The organism is Pararhizobium polonicum (genome assembly GCF_001687365.1).
GTDB lineage: Bacteria > Pseudomonadota > Alphaproteobacteria > Rhizobiales > Rhizobiaceae > Pararhizobium > Pararhizobium polonicum.
The window spans coordinates 86,973-105,733 of the sequence record NZ_LGLV01000019.1; the positions used below are offsets into that span (position 1 = coordinate 86,973).

Annotated in this window: 15 protein-coding genes and 2 pseudogenes; 5 read left to right on the forward strand and 12 right to left on the reverse strand. The window is 61.2% G+C overall.

The features are described from left to right. Positions 1 to 89 precede the first annotated feature (89 nt). Together ADU59_RS26230 and ADU59_RS26235 are read left to right on the forward strand one after the other, a co-directional pair. Complete coding sequence (locus ADU59_RS26230) at positions 90 to 3,482, forward strand: hybrid sensor histidine kinase/response regulator (RefSeq protein ID WP_068958179.1); 3,393 nt, start codon at positions 90 to 92, stop codon at positions 3,480 to 3,482. Further along, a complete protein-coding gene (locus ADU59_RS26235) occupies positions 3,475 to 4,398 on the forward strand; it encodes a response regulator transcription factor (RefSeq protein ID WP_068958181.1) in 924 nt (307 codons plus the stop codon). Before ADU59_RS26230 ends, ADU59_RS26235 begins: the two co-directional genes overlap by 8 nt. Before the next feature lie 9 nt (positions 4,399 to 4,407). Here ADU59_RS26235 and ADU59_RS26240 read toward each other — a convergent pair whose 3' ends face one another. From ADU59_RS26240 to ADU59_RS26290, 12 genes and pseudogenes are all read right to left on the reverse strand, one after another. Then, on the reverse strand, positions 4,408 to 4,665 hold the full coding sequence (locus tag ADU59_RS26240) for a hypothetical protein (RefSeq protein WP_068958325.1): 258 nt from the start codon (positions 4,663 to 4,665) through the stop codon (positions 4,408 to 4,410). A 552-nt stretch (positions 4,666 to 5,217) separates the two neighbouring features. Further along, positions 5,218 to 6,336, reverse strand: coding sequence for a branched-chain amino acid ABC transporter substrate-binding protein (locus ADU59_RS26245; protein ID WP_068958183.1), 1,119 nt, complete (start codon positions 6,334 to 6,336; stop codon positions 5,218 to 5,220). Between the two features lie 120 nt (positions 6,337 to 6,456). Continuing rightward, positions 6,457 to 6,801: a DUF6867 family protein gene (locus tag ADU59_RS26250; protein ID WP_068958185.1), complete on the reverse strand. Its 345-nt coding sequence runs from the start codon at positions 6,799 to 6,801 to the stop codon at positions 6,457 to 6,459. A 126-nt stretch (positions 6,802 to 6,927) separates the two neighbouring features. Then, positions 6,928 to 7,653, reverse strand: coding sequence for an ABC transporter ATP-binding protein (locus ADU59_RS26255; protein WP_068958186.1), 726 nt, complete (start codon positions 7,651 to 7,653; stop codon positions 6,928 to 6,930). Beyond that, complete coding sequence (locus ADU59_RS26260) at positions 7,653 to 8,528, reverse strand: ABC transporter ATP-binding protein (RefSeq protein WP_068958188.1); 876 nt, start codon at positions 8,526 to 8,528, stop codon at positions 7,653 to 7,655. Before ADU59_RS26260 ends, ADU59_RS26255 begins: the two co-directional genes overlap by 1 nt. Then, a pseudogene (gene livM / locus ADU59_RS26265) lies at positions 8,528 to 9,607 on the reverse strand (high-affinity branched-chain amino acid ABC transporter permease LivM); the annotation flags it as partial. The pseudogene livM and the gene ADU59_RS26260, both read right to left, overlap by 1 nt. A 204-nt stretch (positions 9,608 to 9,811) precedes the next feature. Next, positions 9,812 to 10,090: pseudogene (locus ADU59_RS31405) on the reverse strand (DUF3382 domain-containing protein); the annotation flags it as partial. A 4-nt stretch (positions 10,091 to 10,094) separates the two neighbouring features. After that, on the reverse strand, positions 10,095 to 10,997 hold the full coding sequence (locus tag ADU59_RS26270) for a branched-chain amino acid ABC transporter permease (RefSeq protein ID WP_068958192.1): 903 nt from the start codon (positions 10,995 to 10,997) through the stop codon (positions 10,095 to 10,097). Positions 10,998 to 11,414: 417 nt separating this feature from the next. Next, positions 11,415 to 11,975 (reverse strand): sarcosine oxidase subunit gamma, encoded by a 561-nt coding sequence (locus ADU59_RS26275; protein WP_068958193.1) that lies wholly within the window; start codon positions 11,973 to 11,975, stop codon positions 11,415 to 11,417. 13 nt (positions 11,976 to 11,988) lie between these two features. Continuing rightward, complete coding sequence (locus ADU59_RS26280) at positions 11,989 to 14,946, reverse strand: sarcosine oxidase subunit alpha family protein (protein WP_068958195.1); 2,958 nt, start codon at positions 14,944 to 14,946, stop codon at positions 11,989 to 11,991. Continuing rightward, on the reverse strand, positions 14,943 to 15,221 hold the full coding sequence (locus tag ADU59_RS26285) for a sarcosine oxidase subunit delta (RefSeq protein ID WP_068958197.1): 279 nt from the start codon (positions 15,219 to 15,221) through the stop codon (positions 14,943 to 14,945). Before ADU59_RS26285 ends, ADU59_RS26280 begins: the two co-directional genes overlap by 4 nt. 8 nt (positions 15,222 to 15,229) lie before the next feature. Beyond that, positions 15,230 to 16,480 carry a sarcosine oxidase subunit beta family protein gene (locus ADU59_RS26290; protein ID WP_068958199.1) on the reverse strand — a complete coding sequence of 417 codons (1,251 nt, stop codon included), beginning with the start codon at positions 16,478 to 16,480 and terminating at the stop codon, positions 15,230 to 15,232. A gap of 298 nt (positions 16,481 to 16,778) precedes the next feature. Here ADU59_RS26290 and cysQ point away from each other — a divergent pair, with 298 nt between their 5' ends. The 3 genes from cysQ to ADU59_RS26300 all read left to right on the forward strand — a co-directional run bounded on the left by cysQ (position 16,779) and on the right by ADU59_RS26300 (position 18,732). Then, positions 16,779 to 17,555 carry a 3'(2'),5'-bisphosphate nucleotidase CysQ gene (gene cysQ, locus ADU59_RS26295; protein ID WP_068958201.1) on the forward strand — a complete coding sequence of 259 codons (777 nt, stop codon included), beginning with the start codon at positions 16,779 to 16,781 and terminating at the stop codon, positions 17,553 to 17,555. Between the two features lie 145 nt (positions 17,556 to 17,700). Then, positions 17,701 to 17,970, forward strand: a complete 270-nt coding sequence (locus ADU59_RS31235; RefSeq protein ID WP_244506514.1) for a DUF2793 domain-containing protein — start codon at positions 17,701 to 17,703, stop codon at positions 17,968 to 17,970. Positions 17,971 to 17,997: 27 nt separating this feature from the next. Beyond that, positions 17,998 to 18,732 (forward strand): hypothetical protein, encoded by a 735-nt coding sequence (locus tag ADU59_RS26300; protein ID WP_244506515.1) that lies wholly within the window; start codon positions 17,998 to 18,000, stop codon positions 18,730 to 18,732. Positions 18,733 to 18,761 lie beyond the last annotated feature (29 nt).

The window sequence follows — 18,761 nt, forward strand, 5'->3', positions numbered from 1 at the left end:
ACTTAAGGATCGCGATTTTCTGTGTTACGACTTTGTTGCGGCCCAAAAAATGCCGCTTGTCAGGGACCCAAGGGAAACGCACGCAGCAGATGACAGCACGCCAGCGCATCATTCCGGTCCGGCGCGAATATAATCGCTGGGTCGCCAACCAGACGCTGGAAGACTACGCGCTGCGCTTCACCGCCAAGAGCGCCCGGCAGTTCTCGTCGCAGCGCATCTCGCAGACGGCGATCGGGGCAATCTCCTTCCTGGCGCTGGAGGCGATCGGCGGTGCCATCACGCTCTCCTACGGCACCACCAATGCCATCATCGCCATCCTTGCCGCCAGCCTCGTCATGCTTGGCGTCGGCCTGCCGATCAGCCGTTATGCCATCCGCCACGGCGTCGATATCGACCTGCTCACCCGTGGGGCCAGCTTCGGCTATATCGGCTCGACGATCACCTCGCTGATCTATGCCAGTTTCACCTTCATGCTGTTTGCCATCGAGGCTTCGATCATGTCGGCGGCGCTGGAACTGGCGCTCGGCATCCCCGTCTGGATCGGCTATATCATCAGCGCCGTGATGGTCATCCCGCTGGTGACTCACGGCGTGCGGCTGATCAGCAAGTTCCAGCTGATGACCCAGCCTTTCTGGATCATTCTCAACATCGCGCCCTTCATCTTCATTGCGCTGGCCGACTGGAGCAAGTTCGACCTCTGGCTCGCCTTCCCCGGCGCCCATAAGGCAGCCGGCGCACCCGGCTCCTTCGCGCCGTTTTCGCTCGTCGAATTCGGTGCCGCCTCCGCCGTCATCCTTGCCCTGATGGCGCAGATCGGCGAGCAGGTGGATTTTCTGCGCTTCCTGCCGCCGGAAGGCCAACGCAAGCTGCGGCATCGTTTCGCCGTGTTCCTCGCTGGTGCCGGCTGGGTGATCGTTGGCGCTCCGAAGCTGCTGGCCGGCTCCTTCCTCGTCGTCCTGTGCCTCAGCGCCGGCGTCCCGGTCGAAGATGCCGCCGACCCCGCGCATATGTACCTGACCGCCTTCGGCTACATGATCCCGTGGCACAACGCGGCCCTGCTGCTGATGGCCGCCTTCGTGGTCGTGTCGCAGCTAAAGATCAACGTGATGAATGCCTATGCCGGCTCGCTTGCCTGGTCCAACTTCTTCTCGCGCCTCACCCACAGCCATCCCGGCCGTGTCGTCTGGCTGATGTTCAACGTGGCGATCGCGCTGCTGTTGATGGAGCTTGGCATCTACAAGCTGCTGGAGGAAACGCTCGGCATCTTCTCGATCATCGCCATGTCCTGGCTCTGCACGATCTCGGCCGACCTGTTCATCAACAAGCCGCTCGGTCTTGCCCCACCCAACATCGAGTTCAAACGCGCCCATCTCTACGATATCAATCCGGTCGGCGTCGGTGCGATGACCGCATCGGCACTGATTGCGCTCATCGCCCATTTCGGCCTGCTCGGCGCCCTGGCGGCGTCCCTGGCTCCCTATATCGCGCTGATCACCGCCTTCATCGTCTCCCCTGCCATCGCCTGGGGCACCAAGGGTAAATATTACCTCGCCCGCAAGCCGCGCCAGAGCTGGAAGAACCTTTCGACTGTGACCTGTTCGATCTGCGAGCATCCGTTCGAGCCGGAAGACATGGCCTGGTGCCCGGCCTATTCGGCACCGATCTGCTCGCTCTGCTGCTCGCTCGACAGCCGCTGCCACGACATGTGCAAGCCGCATGCAAGCTTCAACTACCAGGCCGCCGTCGTTGCCAAGACCCTGCTGCCGCAGAAGGTAACCGAAACACTCTCCACCCGCCTTGGCCGATACGGGATCGCCGTTGTCCTTTCCATCGCCGGCATCGGCGCCATCCTGGCGATGATCGCGCATCAGACCGGCACGGCCTCGCCGGAGACGGCTTCGGTGATCAACCGGACCGTCGGTGTGGTGTTCTTCGTCTTTGCGGTGGTCACCGGCGTCGTCTGCTGGTTCTATGTGCTTGCCCATGACAGCCGGCTGGTGGCCGAAGAAGAATCCTCGCGCCAGAACACATTGCTCCTGAAGGAAATCGCCGCCCACAAGAAGACCGACGCCGCCCTGCAATATGCCAAGGAAACGGCGGAAGCGGCCAACCGCGCCAAGAGCCGCTATGTCGTAGGCTTGAGCCACGAACTGCGCACGCCACTCAACGCCGTCCTCGGCTATGCCCAGATCCTCGAGCGCGACGAGACCATTCCCGCACCGCGCCAGTCGGCCATCAAGGTCATCAAGCGCAGTGCCGATCATCTCTCCGGCCTGATCGACGGGCTGCTGGATATTTCCAAGATCGAGGCCGGCCGCCTGCAGGTCTATTCCAACGAGATCAACATCCAGGATTTCCTCGACCAGATCGCCGACATGTTCCGGCCGCAGGCGCAGGCCAAGGGTCTGGTCTTCGAACACGAGCGGGCCAGCAGCCTGCCGCAATATGTCCGCACCGACGAAAAGCGCCTGCGCCAGATTCTCGTCAATCTGCTCTCCAACGCGATCAAGTTCACCGATACCGGGACGATCCGCTTCGATGTCGCCTATCGCAGCCAGGTGGCGACGTTCACGGTCTCCGATACGGGCCGCGGCATCTCGGAGACGGACCTGCCGCGCATCTTCGAGCCGTTCCAGCGCGGCGAGGCCGAGCATATCCGGCCGATGCCTGGGCTCGGACTGGGGCTCACCATTACGCAGCTTCTGACCCAGACGCTCGGCGGCGAGATCAACGTCAGCAGCGAGCGCGACAAGGGCTCGACGTTTCGCGTCCGGCTGATGCTGTCGGCGATTGCCCGTCCGACGGCCTCCCTGCCCTCGGTGCGCAAGATCGCCGGTTATGCCGGTCCACGCCGGACCATCGTCGTCGTCGATGACAACGAGGACCATCGCGACCTGATGCGCGAGGTACTGATGCCGCTCGATTTCGTCGTCCTGACGGCCGCGGGCGGCACGGAATGCCTGACGCTGATCGAGGGCATCAAGCCCGATCTTTTCCTGATCGACATCTCGATGCCCGGCATGAGCGGCTGGCAGCTGGTCACGCGGCTGCGCGATCACGAGCAGACGGCGCCGATCATCATGCTTTCGGCCAATATCGGCGACGGCACGGCGGCCGACACCCATACCGGCCACAACGATACGCTTGCCAAGCCCTTCGATATCCGCCAACTGCACGACAAGCTGGCGGTTCATCTGGCCCTCGAATGGGTCTACAGCGACACGGTCCTACAACCGCCACCGAAGCCGAAGCCCACGGGCGCGGTAAAGACCCCCGGCGTCGCCCATGTCGAGGAGCTGATCCGGCTCGGCGAAATCGGCTATGTCCGCGGCATCGAGGCCAAGCTCGCCGATCTCGCGCGTCAGGAGGAAAATCAGCCGTTTACCGAGGCGGTCAAGACCTACGTTCAGGCTTTCGATCTTGCCGGCTATGCCGACTTCCTGCAGAACATCAACAAACAGGGGAGACCGGCTGGTGAATGAAACCGTGCATCCGCGCGACATCGTGCTCATCGTGGATGATAGTCCCGAAACGCTCGGGTTCCTTACCGATGCCCTGGAGCAATCCGGATTTTCCGTGTTGATCGCCACTTCCGGCAAGGCGGCGATCAACGTCGTCGACCGCATTACACCCGACGTCATCCTCATGGACGCCGTCATGCCGGGCATGGACGGCTTCGACACCTGCCGGACGCTGAAGACCAATCCGGCGGTGGCGCAGGTTCCGGTGATCTTCATGACCGGGCTGACCGAAACCGAACATATCGTCCATGCGCTGGAATCCGGTGGCGTCGACTATCTTTCCAAGCCGATCAATATCGACGAACTGCGCGCCCGCATCCGCGTGCACCTTGCCAATGCACGCTCGGCGCAAAGTGCGCGCGTGGCGCTGGACGCCGCCGGGCGCCACCTGCTTGCCGTGCGCAGCAATGGCACCATCCAGTGGTCGACGCCGCAGGCGACCCGTCTGGTCAATGCCGCCACCGGGCGCGACGACGGGCTGGATACGCTTGCCGTCCACATCAGCAAATGGCTGCAGGAGCGCGAGAAACACGGCGTCTCCAGGGACGGCCCGCTGATGATCCATCAGAACGGTCAGCCTGTGCTGCAGCTTGCCTATCTCGGCGCCATCGGCGGCGATGAATTCCTGTTCCGGCTCACCGGTGTCAGCCAGACCAGCGACGACGAAATCCTCCGGCAGAGCTTTTCGCTGACGGTGCGCGAGGCCCAGGTGCTGCTGTGGATCGCCAAGGGCAAATCCAACCGCGACATCGGCGAAATCCTCGGCCTCAGCGCCCGCACGGTCAACAAGCACTTGGAGCAGATCTACGTCAAACTCGGTGTCGAAAACCGTGCCTCCGCCGCCGTCAAGGCCGCGAACGCCCTGCACGAGGTATGAGCGATCAACTCAATAGGAGTGCGGCGGCACGAAGAGGCAAAGGGTCCGGCTTGAATCCTTGCCCGCCACCGAACACCAGTGAAATTCACCGTCCGGCGAGACCCTGATGCGCTTGTCCGCATAGGGCACGACCTCGCCTGTGATATTGATCACATAGCCCTGCGGTTTCTCGCTGATCGCCTTGGTCGCCACCGGCCGGCAATCCAGGTTAGAGCAGCAGGAAAACGGATAGCTCCAGCCCGAGGGCGCGTCATGCGCCCTGACCATCACAGGCCACAAGCAGGCCGCGATCAGCGGCGGTAGCAGCCAGGCGAGAGACGATCTCCCTTGCCGCATCAAGGGGATTGCAGTCGAAGCACGTTCATCGGCGATTGGGGGGAAGATGACCTTTGACGAGCGCATGAAGAACTCCTGGTTTGGGACCACTCTGTTCCCGCCCTTCAAGCATTTCTTCCCGCATATCGGCTGACGCCCGGTCATTTCCGCCGGCGCCGACATCGGCACGATCCTCTTCGGGATCCTGTCTCCGTTCCTTGGCATGGCGCCGCCGGCACACAGTTTAGGCGACGCAACGCCTGCCTTATGGGAAATCACTATCTGCCGATTCTCGGCGATGAGCAATTGGCCGCCAAGGCCAACCGGATGTATTTCTACATAGAAGCAATCAAAAGTTGAGCATGCTGAAAATCGAGACCCTACTCTCCGCGATTCGCCGGTTCCCGCCCCCGAACCAATGCCCGGATGAAAAACGCAAAAAGACCCGGCAATGCCGGGCCTTTCGCGATCCAGAAGGACCAATCGGCGCTATGCCGAAAACGATTATTCGTTTTCGAAGTAGCTGAACTTGCCGTCTTCACCCTTCTTCCAGGTGTACATGACGTAGTCCGGACGGGTGATGTCGCCCTTTTCGTCATAGCCGAAGTCGCCGATGACGGTCTTGAACGGACCCTTGCCCTTGATGTTCTCGGCAACAGCCTGCGGGTCGTTGCCGCCGGTGGTCTTGGCAGCTTCAGCGATGACCTGCAGAGCAGCATAGGAGTAGAGCGTGTAGGCTTCCGGCTCAAAGCCGTTAGCACGGAACTTTTCCACCAGTTCCTTTGCAGCCGGGTTCTTGCGCGGATCCGGAGCAAACGTCATCAGCGTGCCGTTGACAGCATCGCCAGCGATCGAAGCCAGTTCGTTCGAAACGATACCGTCGCCAGACATCAGGGTCGCCTTCAGGCCCTGGTCAGCCATCTGGCGCATGATGAGACCGGCTTCCGTGTGCAGACCGCCGTAGTAAACCAGCGTTACGCCGGCTTCCTTCATCTTGGCGATCAGTGCCGAGAAGTCCTTGTCGCCAGCCGTGATACCTTCGTAAACGACTTCCTTGACGCCGGCTTCGTTCATGGCAGCCTTGGTCAGGTCAGCAAGGCCCTGGCCGTAAGGTGTCTTGTCGTGAACGACGGCAACCTTGCCGTCCTTGAAGTTTGCAGCGATGTAGGCACCGGCAACGGCGCCCTGCTGGTCGTCACGGCCGCAGGTACGGAAGGTGTTCCACAGGCCCCGTTCGGTGAAGACCGGGTTGGTGGAGGCAGGCGTGATCTGCAAGATGCCGTTTTCGGCATAGACTTCCGAAGCCGGGATCGAAACGCCGGAGTTGAAGTGGCCGATGACGAACTTGACGCCGTCAGCAACGAATTTGTTGGCAACGGAAACGCCCTGCTTCGGGTCGGAAACGTCGTCGCCGAGCACGATCTTGATCTGCTCGCCGTTGATGCCGCCGGCAGCGTTGATGTCAGCTGCGGCCTGCTCGGCACCCTTCTGGAGCTGTGCGCCGAAAGCTGCGTTCGGGCCGGTCAGCGGGCCAGCAACACCAACCAGCAGGTCAGCCCATGCAGTGCCGCTGAAAGCGACCATTGCAGTCAGCGCAACAGCTGACAAAAGTGACTTTTTCATCTTGTTACTCCCAAAAAATTGAGCGGGTGCCTTTTTAAAACCAGTCACGATACCCACCTTAATCGCGCCGGTGTTCTTATGTCCGCCTTGGCGCTGAACACGCCGCCGCGGGGTTCCCTCTTATTTGGCCTTCCAGGAAAAGGGCGATGCCTTCTCGTACAGCCAGTAGTAATTGTTGGTCATCTGCTTCGTACGGTAGTAGCGATAACCGGCAAAAGCAAACAACAAAAGTACGATCGTGTCCACGATATAATACTGCAAAGTCAACATCGTGCCGTTGAACAGCGCATGGTGGATGAAGCGGATCGCAACGCCCAGAAGCAGCGTATAGATGATCAGCACCGAATAGTTCTTCCAGCCTTCGGCAGCGCTCTTTCCGGTACGCCACGCGGTCCAGCCGCCCATCACCACCGTGATCAGTATGAAGTTCAGAATGGATGGTTCTTCGTAGAGAATGCCTTGCATCCTAGTTGCTCCCCTTTAGAGCGTCCCGCGTCCAGCCGGACGTGCGGCAACGCGCCAAAACTTTGAATTTGCACCGCCGCCGTGCATCCGGACCAAACCGTCCGGATACCGCATGCGGAACCACCATCAATGATGGCCGCCTTCCAGATAGGCGGCGCGAACTTCCGGATTGGCCAGCAGTTCCTTGCCGCTGCCGCTCATGGTCACCTTGCCGTTGACCATGACATAGCCGCGATCCGACAGTTTCAATGCGGCAAAGGCGTTCTGCTCGACCAGGAACACGGTCAGCCCCTGCTCCTTGTTGAGAACCTTGATCGCCGCGAAGATCTGCTTGACGATCAGCGGCGCCAGACCCAGCGACGGCTCGTCGAGAAGCAACAGCTTCGGGCGGGCCATCAGCGCACGGCCAATCGACAGCATCTGCTGCTCGCCGCCCGAAAGTGTGCCGCCACGCTGCGCCTGACGTTCCTTCAGCCGCGGAAACAACGTGAAGATCTTTTCAACATCCTCGTTGAAATATTTCAGATTATCGAGGCTGGCGCCCATCTGAAGGTTTTCATAGACGGTCATGCGCGGGAAGATCCGGCGGCCTTCCGGAGACTGCGCGATCCGCAGCCGGGCAATCTCGTGCGTCGGCATATGGGTAATGTCCTGGCCGTCGAAAATGACCGAGCCGGTACGGGCCTGCGGGCTGCCGCAGATGGTCATCATCAGGGTCGACTTGCCGGCGCCGTTGGCACCGATCATGCAGACGATTTCACCCTTGTTGACCTCGACATCGACGCCGCCAAGCGCCCGGATGTTGCCGTAGTATGTTTCAACGGCCTTTACCTGGAGAAGCGTGTCGCTCATCAGTGCGCTCCCCCCGTTTCGCCTTCGACTTCGGCAATCACGTCTTCGACCTCATCATCCTCGACACCGAGATAGGCGGCAATCACCTTCGGATCGTTCTTCACGTGGTCCGGCGTGCCATCCGAAATCTTCTGGCCGTATTCCAAGACGACGACATGGTCGGAAATTTCCATGACGACGGACATGTCATGCTCAATCAGCAGGATCGACGTGCCGGTATCCTGACGGATGCCGCGCAGCAACTCGTTGAGCGCGAGGGACTCACGCGGGTTGAGACCGGCAGCCGGCTCGTCCAGGCACAGGAATTCCGGTCCCGTGCACATGGCGCGGGCAATTTCCAGGCGGCGCTGCGCACCATAGGGAAGATCACCGGCCGGATCGTCCGCGCGGTCGAGAAGGCTTGCCTTCTCCAGCCAGTATTTGGCCACTTCGATCGATTCTCCGACCGCGCGCTTGTAGGTCGGAAAACCGAGCAGCCCGAGAATGGTATAGCCCGAGGCGAGCATCAGCTTGTTGTGCTGCGCAACCAGCAGGTTCTCCAGAACGGTCAGGCCGGAAAACAGCCGGATGTTCTGGAAGGTACGGGCCACTTTCGCATCGCGGGTGATCTCGAAATCGGTCATCCGTTCCAACAGATGCACCTGGCCGCCTTTACGGTTGAGCGAGATCATGCCCATCGTCGGCTTGTAAAAGCCGGTGATGCAGTTGAAGACCGTCGTCTTGCCGGCGCCGTTCGGGCCGATCAGCGCCGTGATGTCGCCGCGCTTGGCCTCGAACGACAGGTCGTTGATGGCCATCAGTCCGCCGAAGCGCATCGACAGATGCTCGACTTTCAGGATTGTGTCACTCGTCATCGTGTTTGTCTCAAGGGCCATCAGCCGTGCCCTTCCTTGGTAAAGCTGCCGGAAACGTTCTTGCGTTCGTAGAGGAAGGCTGTCGGTTCTCGAGAGCCGACGAATCCACGCGGTTTCCAGACCATGACGACGACCATGGCAATGCCGAAGAGCAGCATGCGGTAGAGTTCCGGAGTGAAGTCCTCCCCGAAAATCTGCTTGAGAAGGGTCATTTCGCGCAGCAGTTCCGTGCCGCCGATCATCACCACCGCAGCAACCGCAATGCCGACCAGCGAGCCCATGCCGCCGAGAACGACGATGGCGAGAATGATGGCCGATTCCAGGAAGACGAAGGATTCAGGCGAGACGAACCCCTGGCGGACCGCAAAGAACGAGCCGGCAAACCCACCGAACATTGCGCCGATGGAAAAGGCCGTCAGCTTGGTCGTCACGGTATTGATGCCGAGCGACCGGCAGGCGATCTCGTCCTCGCGCAGGGCTTCCCAGGCACGGCCGATCGGCATGCGGCGCAGGCGGATGGTCACAAAGGCCGTCAGCAGCGCCAGAGCCAGGATGAGATAGAACAGAAAGATCTTGTAGTAGGCCGACGATATCGGCAGCCCCATCAGCGCTGCGAAACCATCCTTCGAGGCATCGAACTTGATGCCGAACAGCGTGGCCTTGGGAATGCCCGAAACCCCGAAGGTTCCCTTGGTCACGGCCGTCCAGTTGATCAGAACCAGACGGATGATTTCCCCGAAGGCCAGCGTCACGATGGCAAGGTAATCGCCTTTGAGCCGGAGCACCGGGAAGCCAAGGATCATGCCCCAGAAAGCGGCCAGAATACCCGCGAGCGGCAGCAGGATCCAGAAGGAAAGCCCGAAATAACTCGACAGCAGCGCGTAGGAATAGGCGCCCACGGCATAGAAGGCGACATAGCCGAGATCGAGCAGGCCGGCGAGGCCGACGACGATGTTCAGCCCCCAGGCCAGCATCACATAGATAAGGATCTGGACGCCGAAGTTATCGACCCATTTCAGCGAGCCCTGCACGCCGGTCAACGCCAGGATGACAGGCGGATAAAGAATGAGCGCGATGATCGCGAGCATGCTGAAATTCGCGACGATATAGGCCCGGAAGTAGAAGAACACCGATGCCAGCACATAGATGATGGCAGCGCCGCGGATCAGCGAGAGATAGGCGCCGGCCGTCGGCGGGACCGACGCCGAGATCGTGCTTCCGAACACCAAAAGCGCCAGGGCGATGACAACGGCGGCAATGAAAGCCGGCAGCTTGAAGAACCGCGTCGCAACGCTGTCGGGCAGCAATCCGGTAACCAGATTGGTCACTTTCTGCCGCTCCGTGAACGGGCGGATATAGGCCACCACCACGAACCGGCCGATGGCGGCGACAGCGACGAAGATCGCCAGCAGACCCCAGCGCTTGACCAGGATAAGCTCGTTGAGGATGTTCTGGTCGGTCTTCAGACCGACGAACAGAACGAAAAGGCCGAGAGAGATGAGGCCGGCGAAAAAACCTTCGCGCAGAGCCCGCGCCGTCAGATTGCTGTCGGCGCTTACGGGGTTGGACGTCGTGTTTGTCATGAAACTATACCTTCTCGACTTCCGGACGTCCGAGAATACCGGACGGCTTGAAAATCAGCACGATGGCGAGGATCGAGAATGTCGCGACATCCTTGTAGTCAATCGTGAAATAGGCAGACCAGAGCGATTCGATCAGGCCGATCATCAGGCCGCCGAGAACGGCACCCGGGAGCGAACCGATACCGCCGAGAACAGCCGCCGTGAACGCCTTGACGCCGGGCGTGAAGCCGTCCGTGAACACCACGACACCATAATACATCAGATACATGGTCCCGGCGACGGCTGCGAGCGCCGCACCCATGATGAAGGTGATGGAGATCGTTTTGTCGACATCGATGCCGAGCAGCGCCGCCATCTTCCGGTCCTGTTCGGTGGCCCGCTGGGCGCGGCCAAGCGGCGTGTGATTGACGACGTACCAGAAGATCGTCAGCAGCACCGCCGTGACCGTGACGATGATGATCTGCTTCAGCGAGATCGAAATGCCGAAGACATCATAGACGGACGAAACCAGGGACGGGATCGGCTTGTTGCGCGGTCCCTGTGTCACCTGAATGAAATTGGACAGCGCGATCGACATGCCGATCGCGGTGATCAGCGGCGCGAGCCGGAACGAACCGCGCAACGGCCGGTAAGCCATCTTCTCGATGACCCAGTTCCACAGACCGGTCATCAGCATCGCAACGACGATCATGACGAACAGCGCCAGCGCAATCGGGACTCCGCCAAACAGCGAGACCAGAAGCAGATAAACGATCAGTGCCGAGAAACCGCCAAGCATGAAAATATCGCCGTGAGCGAAGTTCACCATGCCGATAATGCCGTAAACCATTGTATAGCCAATGGCTATCAAACCGTAAATTGAGCCAAGCGTCAGCCCATTGACGAGCTGCTGGACAAAGTACTCCATCTATATCCCCCGGATATGATCCGTATCGGTCATATCTCTTGTTTTTGTGCTCTTTTTGAGCATCATTTGCCAATGCAGATTCCATACCGCTTTAGAAAGAAAAAGGAAGCCTAAAAGTGAGAGACTGACAATTTCTTTCCATTCTGACTTGAAATGGTGCATCCGAAGCCGGAAAACTCAAAAAATCATCACTTCGCGGCTTCGTTTTGAGCAGTTTTTGTCCGCTACGCGCATATTAGAATAAAATAATAATCAGGAACGGTTGTTCCCGACGCCCGATTTCACCTCGAATATGAAACCGGACTGCCCAGAAGCGCATACGTGTGCCACTGGCACCGAAAAGTGGGCGCACCTGCGGACGGGCGAGCCAGCCAATTTCCCGACGGCGAGAAGGCGAAGCGGCACGCGACGGCGCTTTTATCCTTGCGCGGAAAAATCGACCGAAAGATCGAATTCGCGTCCCATCAGCCGCAGATCATCGAACAACGATTCGGCAAAGCTGCGCATGACGATCAGCTCGAATTCGTTCTCGCCGGTGCGGGAAAGATTGATACTGATATGACCGCAGAGAACGTTCGACGACGCACCGATCTCGAAGACGGCCGGATGCAGATCGATACCGATGCCCTTGGCCAGGATGCGCCGGACATTGGGGCCGGAAAGCCTGAGAACGACCCGGCCGTCGCTCTGGTCGACAATATAGGCATTGTCGGCGAGAAGCAGCGACAGATTGCGGTGCAACTCCTCCGGCGTTTCGGACTGCGACAGTGCCAGCCATTCGCCGGGACCGATGAACCGCAGGGAGACATCGCCCGCCACCGCAAGACCGGCGCCGACGGCAGCCTCTTCACCCTCCATCGCCATCACGAGTGCAACCGCATATTCGCGCGGAACTTCCAGATGATCGACGGCACGGATGCCGGATTCGACGGGAATCCGCGCATCCAGGGCATGGCCGGAAATGTAAGGTTTCGTCATGTCCGCCTCCACCTCAAGAATTCAATCTGGCATTGCCGGGATCGACGAAGACCGGGGTGCAGACCTCGGCCACGACCTCGGCTCCGGCGAGCTTGTCCCAGACGACGATGCGCTCGCCATAACGCTCGCGGCCGGATTTGAGGAAGGCGAGCGCGATGTCATGGCCGAGTGTGGGCGAAAAGCAGGCAGAGCTGACATAGCCCTGATCGTTGAGCGTCGAAGGCTTCGCGCCCTCGCGCAGCAGATGCGCCCCGGCACGGATATGCTGGTCCGCCTCCACCGGCTTCAGTCCCACCATCTGCATCCGGTCGGCAGCGGTCAGACCGTAGCGCGTAGACAACCGCTTACCGATGAAATCCGGTTTCTGCGCCGAGACCATCCGCCCGAAGCCGGCATCGTCGGGTGTCACGCGGCCGTCAAATTCGGCGTGGGTGACATGCCCTTTTTCGATGCGCAGCACGTTCAGCGCCTCCAGGCCGTAGGCGCAGATCCCGTGCGCCCTGCCCTCCTCCATGATCGCATCTGCGACAGCTGCGCCGGAGCCCGCGGGCACCGCGAGCTCAAAGGCCAGTTCGCCGGAAAAGGAAATGCGAAACAGACGCGCCGTCAGGCCACCCTTCAAGGTAACGATACCGGCCGCAAGGAACGGAAACGCCGCGTCCGAGATATCGTCCTCGACCAGCGCCTGAACCACCAGCCGCGCCTTCGGACCGGCGATCGCCATCTGCGCCCACTGATCGGTCGAGGAACAGAAACGGACCTTGAGGTCCGGCCAGAGCACCTGCGCGCAATATTCCATATGGGACATGACGCCGCCGGCCAGCGCCGTCGTTGTCGTCACGAAGAAATGTCCAGGAGACAAGCGGCTGACCGTGCCGTCGTCGTAGACCATGCCGTCCTCGCGCAGCATCAGCCCATAGCGCGCCTTGCCGACCGGCAATTTCAGGACCGGATTGCAATAGAGGCGATTGAGGAATTCGGCGGCATCCGGGCCAAAAATCTCGATTTTACCGAGCGTCGAGACATCGCAGAGGCCGACATTCTGGCGCACGTTCACAACCTCGCGGTCGGTGCTCTCCCGCCAGGTCTTCTCGCCATGCCGGGGAAAGTAAGCCGGCCGATACCAGAGCCCGGACTCAGCAAAGACGGCACCGTTCTTTTCCGCCCAGCCATAGAGAGGCGACTTGCGCACCGGGGCTGCATGCTCATCGCGCGACGTCCCGGCCAGCGCGCCCAAAGCCACCGGCGTGTAGAATGGCCGGAAGGTGGTGGTACCGACATCGGCGGGGCTGATGCCCTGCATGGCAGCCAGAAGCCCTGTCGCATTGATGCCGGAAAGCTTGCCCTGATCCGTTGCCATGCCGTTCGTCGTGTAGCGCTTGGCATGCTCGACATGGCCGAAGCCTTCGCGCAAGGCGAGCCCGATATTCTTGACGTGAACATCGTTCTGGAAATCGACGAAGGCCTTCGCCTTGGCACCCGGGGAATACCACAGCGCGGTGAACGAGGGATCCACCTCCTCCCCCACAACCGGCAGCGCTTGGACGGCCACCGAAAAGCCGAGATCGGCAGCAATGGCAGCCGCCTTTGCCGCACCGTCCGCCAGACAAGCAGCCAAAGTGTAGTGCCCGGCCGCCGAACCGGCGACAACCAGCCCATTGCCGACATCCGGCGCCAGGAAGGTCTGCAATTCCTGTGACCACAGCGCCTTTGCGCCACGCTGGCAGGCGAGATGAATGACCGGGTTCCAGCCGCCCGACATGCCGATCGCATCGCAGGCAATGGTTTCCTCGAAGCCCGAACGCTCAACGACGACACCGGACAGACGCTGGCGCCCCTGCGTATCGATGACGGAACCCGACCGGATAACGCGAACACCGGCGGGAGCCACATCCGCCGCATCGGCGCGGCTGTCGATGATGGCGGCGATCTCCATGCCATGGGCCGTCAGATCGTGTGCGGCCTGATAGCCGGCGCTGCCATTGGCAAAGATCGCCACAGACTTGCCCGCCGCCACGCCAAAACGGTTGGCATAGGTGCGCATGGCGCCGGCCATCATCACGCCCGGCTTGTCATTGCCGCCGAAGACCAGAGGCCGCTCCTCGGCGCCCGTCGCCAGCAGCGCCCGCTTGGCGGCGATGCGCCAGAGCCGCTCCACCGGAAGCTTGGCCTGCGGCACCGCCACATGCTTCTGCACCTGCTCGACCGCGCCGAAAACATTGTCGTCATACCAGCCGAAAACGGTGGTGCGCGGCATGATGGTGACGTTCGGCAGCGACCGAAGCTCGGCAATCGACGTTTCGGCGAAAACTTGCGGCGATGCATCACCAACACGTATGGTTTCCGCCAGCAGCGAGCCGCCCGGTCGAAAATCCTCGTCGGCGAGAATGACGCGCAATCCGGCCCGCCCGGCCACCAGAGCCGCCATCAGCCCGGCCGGACCGGAGCCGACGACCAGCAGATCGCAATGCGCCCAGCATTTCTCGTAAGAGCCCGGGTCGCGCTCCAGCACCGCGCGCCCAAGTCCGGCAGCCTTGCGGATGACGGGCTCGTAGACCTTCTCCCAGAAGGACGCCGGCCACATGAAGGTCTTGTAGTAAAAACCCGCGCCAAGGAAAGGCGACAACAGGCCGTTCATCGCGCCGAGATCGTATTTCAGCGACGGCCAGCGGTTCTGGCTGCGGGCGTCGAGCCCGTCATAGAGCTCGGCAACCGTGGCCTTGGTGTTCGGATCTGTGCTCGCTCCCTTACCGATCGCGACCAGCGCATTCGGCTCGGACGCCCCGGCGGTAACGATGCCGCGCGGCCGGTGATACTTGAAGCTGCGGCCGATCAGAAGCTGATCGTTGGCAAGCAAAGCCGATGCCAGCGTATCGCCGGCAAACCCGCTCATTACCCGGCCGTCGAACCTGAAACTCAATGTGCTACCGCGATCGACCAGACCGCCGGATGGAAGGCGACTGGCGGTCATCGGCTCTCCTCCCGCGCGGCAGCAGCCCCGTCCGTTACGGAAAAAACTGTGTGGGTGGCCGTATCGCGCTCGACGACAAGCCAACGCCTGCAGCCGGCAACATGCTGCCAATGTTCGCGGTAGCGCCCACGCGGGTTGGTGCGGATGTGGACGTATTCGTGCCAGGTTTCATCCGATGCCTCGGGATGCGGGCGCACCAGCGATGCGTCGCCCCGGATCGAAAACTCTTCTTTCGGACGGACGCCGCAATGCGGACAGGGGATGAGGCTTGCCATTCAGGGTCTCAATGCAGGTTGGGCTGGGGACCAGCACCGCGTTCATCGATGGGATAGCCGCGTTCGAAACGATCGAGGCGCAGGAAGCGTGCGACAGGATGGGTCTCATCCTTGGCGATCAGGTGGGCGAAGCACCAGCCAGACGCCGGCGTCGCCTTGAAGCCGCCATAACACCAGCCGCAGTTGAGATAGAGGTTGTCGATCGGCGTCTGACTGATGATCGGCGAGCCGTCCATGCTCATATCCATGACACCGCCCCAGGAGCGCAGCACGCGGACACGCGACAGGCCGGGGATCATCGCCACGCCCTCCTCCATCACATGCTCGACCGTCGCCAGATTGCCGCGCTGGGCATAGGAATTGTAGCCGTCAATCTCGCCGCCGAAGACAAGGCCGCCCTTGTCCGATTGGGAAATATAGAAATGTCCGGCGCCATAGGTGATGACGTGGTCGATGGCGGGCTTCAGTCCCTCGGTGACGAAGGCCTGCAGCACATGGCTCTCGATCGGCAGCTTCAGATCCGCCATCTCTCCGACGCGTGATGTGTTGCCGGCGGCCGCCAGGCCCAGCTTGCCGCAACCGATGAAACCCTTCGACGTCTCGACACCGGTCACCACGCCGTTTTCACGCCGGATGCCAGTGACCTCGCAGTTCTGGATGAGATCGACGCCGAGCCGGTCGGCGGCGCGGGCATAGCCCCAGGCAACAGCATCATGACGGGCCGTGCCGCCACGCTTCTGCAACAGGCCGCCCATGATCGGAAACCGGGCATGATCGAAATTGAGGAAAGGCAGCATCTTCTGCAATGCCGCGCGATCCAGCAGCTCGGCCGGAACGCCCTCCATCCACATGGCGTTGCCGCGGCGGACATAGGCGTCGCGCTGGCCGTCATTGTGGTAGAGATTGATGACGCCGCGCTGCGACAGCATGGCATTGTAGTTGAGATCGCGCTCCATGCCCTCCCAGAGCTTCATCGAAAATTCGTAGAACGGCTCGTTGCCTGATAGCATGTAGTTGGAGCGAACGATCGTGGTGTTGCGGCCGACATTGCCGGAGCCGAGATAACCCTTTTCAAGCACTGCGATGTTCTTGAGGCCGAATTCCCTGGCGAGATAGTAGGCCGTCGCCAATCCATGCCCGCCGCCACCGACGATGATCACATCGTAGAAGGGCTTGGGTTCCGGCTGGCGCCAGGCCGGCTTCCAGTTGAGGTTGCCCGAAAGCGCGTTCTTGACGATCGAGAATGCCGAATAGCGCATGCCAGTCCCAACTCACCATACTGTTGCAGCGCCACTTTTGCATAAGCGGCGACCGGCGCAAAGACCGCCACGGCAAAGACGGATCGAATGCGCCGCGCCGTGCTGTCGCAGCTCTATCCGAACGCGACCCAAGACACAGTGCCAAATGCAGCACAGTCGGAAAAATTTGACGCGCAAACCTTGTAAAGACCGGTAAGGAATGTGGATGTATAATCCGTGTTCCGGTTGATCGCGTTCAACGTCTCCGGGAAAATGTGAACGCCATGGCCGAAGACGGCAGGAAGGCGCAGGAAGCAAGATGCTGGACGTTCTGCAAGCGGCGGCGGTGGCTGCGGGGAAAGCGATCCTCGACGTCTATCATGCCGGACCGGAGGTCAGCTACAAGGCCGACTGTTCCCCCGTGACCGATGCCGACGAGAGCGCCGAAAAGATCATCCTCGATCGCCTTGCCGCCGCGTTTCCCGATATTCCCGTGGTCGCCGAAGAGGCGGTTGCAGCGGGCCATATCCCCGATATCGAGGGCAAGTCCTTTTTCCTCGTCGATCCGCTCGACGGCACCAAGGAATTCGTCGGCCGCAACGACGATTTTACCGTCAACATCGCGCTGATCGAAAACGGCGAGCCCGTTGCCGGCGTCGTCTATGCGCCGGCCCTCGGCATTCTCTATGCCGCCACCCGCAACAAGGCGAAAAAATCCGTCGTTTCCGGCCAGCATGACATCGGACCGCCGACGATCATCGGCTGCCGCAGCCGTGGCGACACGCTGGTGGCGCTCGCCAGCCGCTCCCATAACAGCCAGGAAACCATCGCCTATCTCACCGAACACGGCATTACGGATTACGAATCGATCGGCTCTTCGCTGAAATTCTGCCTTCTCGCCGAAGGCCTCGCCGACATCTATCCACGCCTCAGCCGGACGATGGAATGGGACACGGCGGCAGGCGATGCCGTTTTGCGCGCAGCCGGCGGCGAGACAGTGACCATGGACGGCAGCCCGCTGGCCTATGGCAAGCGCAACCAGATCTCCGATGCGGATTTCGCCAATCCGCATTTCGTCTCGCGCGGCAAGAGCTGAGGCACCCAAACCGCCTTTGACGGCCGGGGACGAGCGGGCACGCTCAGCCGGAATTTCCCTTTGCCGGCAAGGCGGTGGCCGGGCCGCCATCCCCTGTCGTGCCCACACGGGTACCCTTCTCCTGACAGCAAAGGAGAACCACCCGATGAGCGAAACGACGATCAACCTGGAACTGCCCTATATCCTGCCCTCGCAGGCACAAAAGCACGTCACCCATAACGAAGCGCTGCAGCGTCTCGACGCCTTGACGCAGCTGACCATCACCGCATCTCTCTCGACGCCGCCGTCCGGCCCGCAGGAAGGGACCTGCTACGACGTCACTGCGTCGCCAACCGGCGCATGGACGGGCAAGAGCGGCGCGCTCGCCCTCAGACAGGATGGCGACTGGACCTTCATTTCTCCGAGAGCGGGATGACGCGGCTGGTTCCTGGCCGAGGACAGGATGAAGATTCATGACGGCGGCGCCTGGGAGCCCTATGACGCGATCGGCACACCTTCGCATCTCGGTATCAACACCACAGCCGACAGCACCAGCCGGCTCGCCGTCGCGGCGGCGGCCACGCTGCTGACGCATGACGGGAATGGACATCAGGTGCGGATCAACAAGGCAGCGACAGGCGATACGGCCAGCCTGCTGTTCCAGACAGCCTGGTCCGGCCGGGCGGAAATGGGGCTCACCGGATCGGATGAGTTCGCCGTCAAGGTCAGTCCGGACGGAACCGCCTGGACATCGGCGCTGAGCATCACCGCACAGGGACAGGTGCGCATGCCGCAGCGCCCGCTGGTGCGCGCCACCCGCGGCGGCGGCGTGCTGACGCCGGCATCCGGGACCCAGACCGGCTTTTCCGCATTGAGCATCAACCAGGGCGGCTTCAGTCTGGGCGCTTCCGTCGCCGGCGGCGGCAATCGGCTGATTGTCCCGGTCACGGCCCCCTATCTCGTCTGCCTCGGCGTCGAAGCCAATCCGTCCGGCGCCTTTTCCGTCGCGGTCAAGGTCAACGGCACGACGGCCATTGCCAGTGTCAACGACAATGACGCGGCCTCCGCCTCCTATGGCAATTGCGCCATCGGCATGGCGCTTCTCAATGCCGGCGACTGGCTGGTGCTGGAACATACCGGCACCACGCCGCTCGATTTCGGTTACGACAAGACCGAACTGATGGTGGTCATGCTGTAAGGGCGCGGAAAGCCCGGGTGTGGGATTGC

Bases quoted from the DNA above. Each gene is read 5' to 3' on its own strand.
- ADU59_RS26245 (WP_068958183.1), bottom strand. From the start codon at position 6,336: ATGAAAAAGTCACTTTTGTCAGCTGTTGCGCTGACTGCAATGGTCGCT.
- ADU59_RS26275 (WP_068958193.1), bottom strand. From the start codon at position 11,975: ATGACGAAACCTTACATTTCCGGCCATGCCCTGGATGCGCGGATTCCC.
- ADU59_RS26250 (WP_068958185.1), bottom strand. From the start codon at position 6,801: ATGCAAGGCATTCTCTACGAAGAACCATCCATTCTGAACTTCATACTG.
- ADU59_RS26240 (WP_068958325.1), bottom strand. From the start codon at position 4,665: ATGGTCAGGGCGCATGACGCGCCCTCGGGCTGGAGCTATCCGTTTTCC.
- ADU59_RS26280 (WP_068958195.1), bottom strand. From the start codon at position 14,946: ATGACCGCCAGTCGCCTTCCATCCGGCGGTCTGGTCGATCGCGGTAGC.
- ADU59_RS26270 (WP_068958192.1), bottom strand. From the start codon at position 10,997: ATGGAGTACTTTGTCCAGCAGCTCGTCAATGGGCTGACGCTTGGCTCA.
- cysQ (WP_068958201.1), top strand. From the start codon at position 16,779: ATGCTGGACGTTCTGCAAGCGGCGGCGGTGGCTGCGGGGAAAGCGATC.
- ADU59_RS26260 (WP_068958188.1), bottom strand. From the start codon at position 8,528: ATGGCCCTTGAGACAAACACGATGACGAGTGACACAATCCTGAAAGTC.
- ADU59_RS31235 (WP_244506514.1), top strand. From the start codon at position 17,701: ATGAGCGAAACGACGATCAACCTGGAACTGCCCTATATCCTGCCCTCG.
- ADU59_RS26290 (WP_068958199.1), bottom strand. From the start codon at position 16,480: ATGCGCTATTCGGCATTCTCGATCGTCAAGAACGCGCTTTCGGGCAAC.
- ADU59_RS26255 (WP_068958186.1), bottom strand. From the start codon at position 7,653: ATGAGCGACACGCTTCTCCAGGTAAAGGCCGTTGAAACATACTACGGC.
- ADU59_RS26300 (WP_244506515.1), top strand. From the start codon at position 17,998: ATGAAGATTCATGACGGCGGCGCCTGGGAGCCCTATGACGCGATCGGC.
- ADU59_RS26230 (WP_068958179.1), top strand. From the start codon at position 90: ATGACAGCACGCCAGCGCATCATTCCGGTCCGGCGCGAATATAATCGC.
- ADU59_RS26285 (WP_068958197.1), bottom strand. From the start codon at position 15,221: ATGGCAAGCCTCATCCCCTGTCCGCATTGCGGCGTCCGTCCGAAAGAA.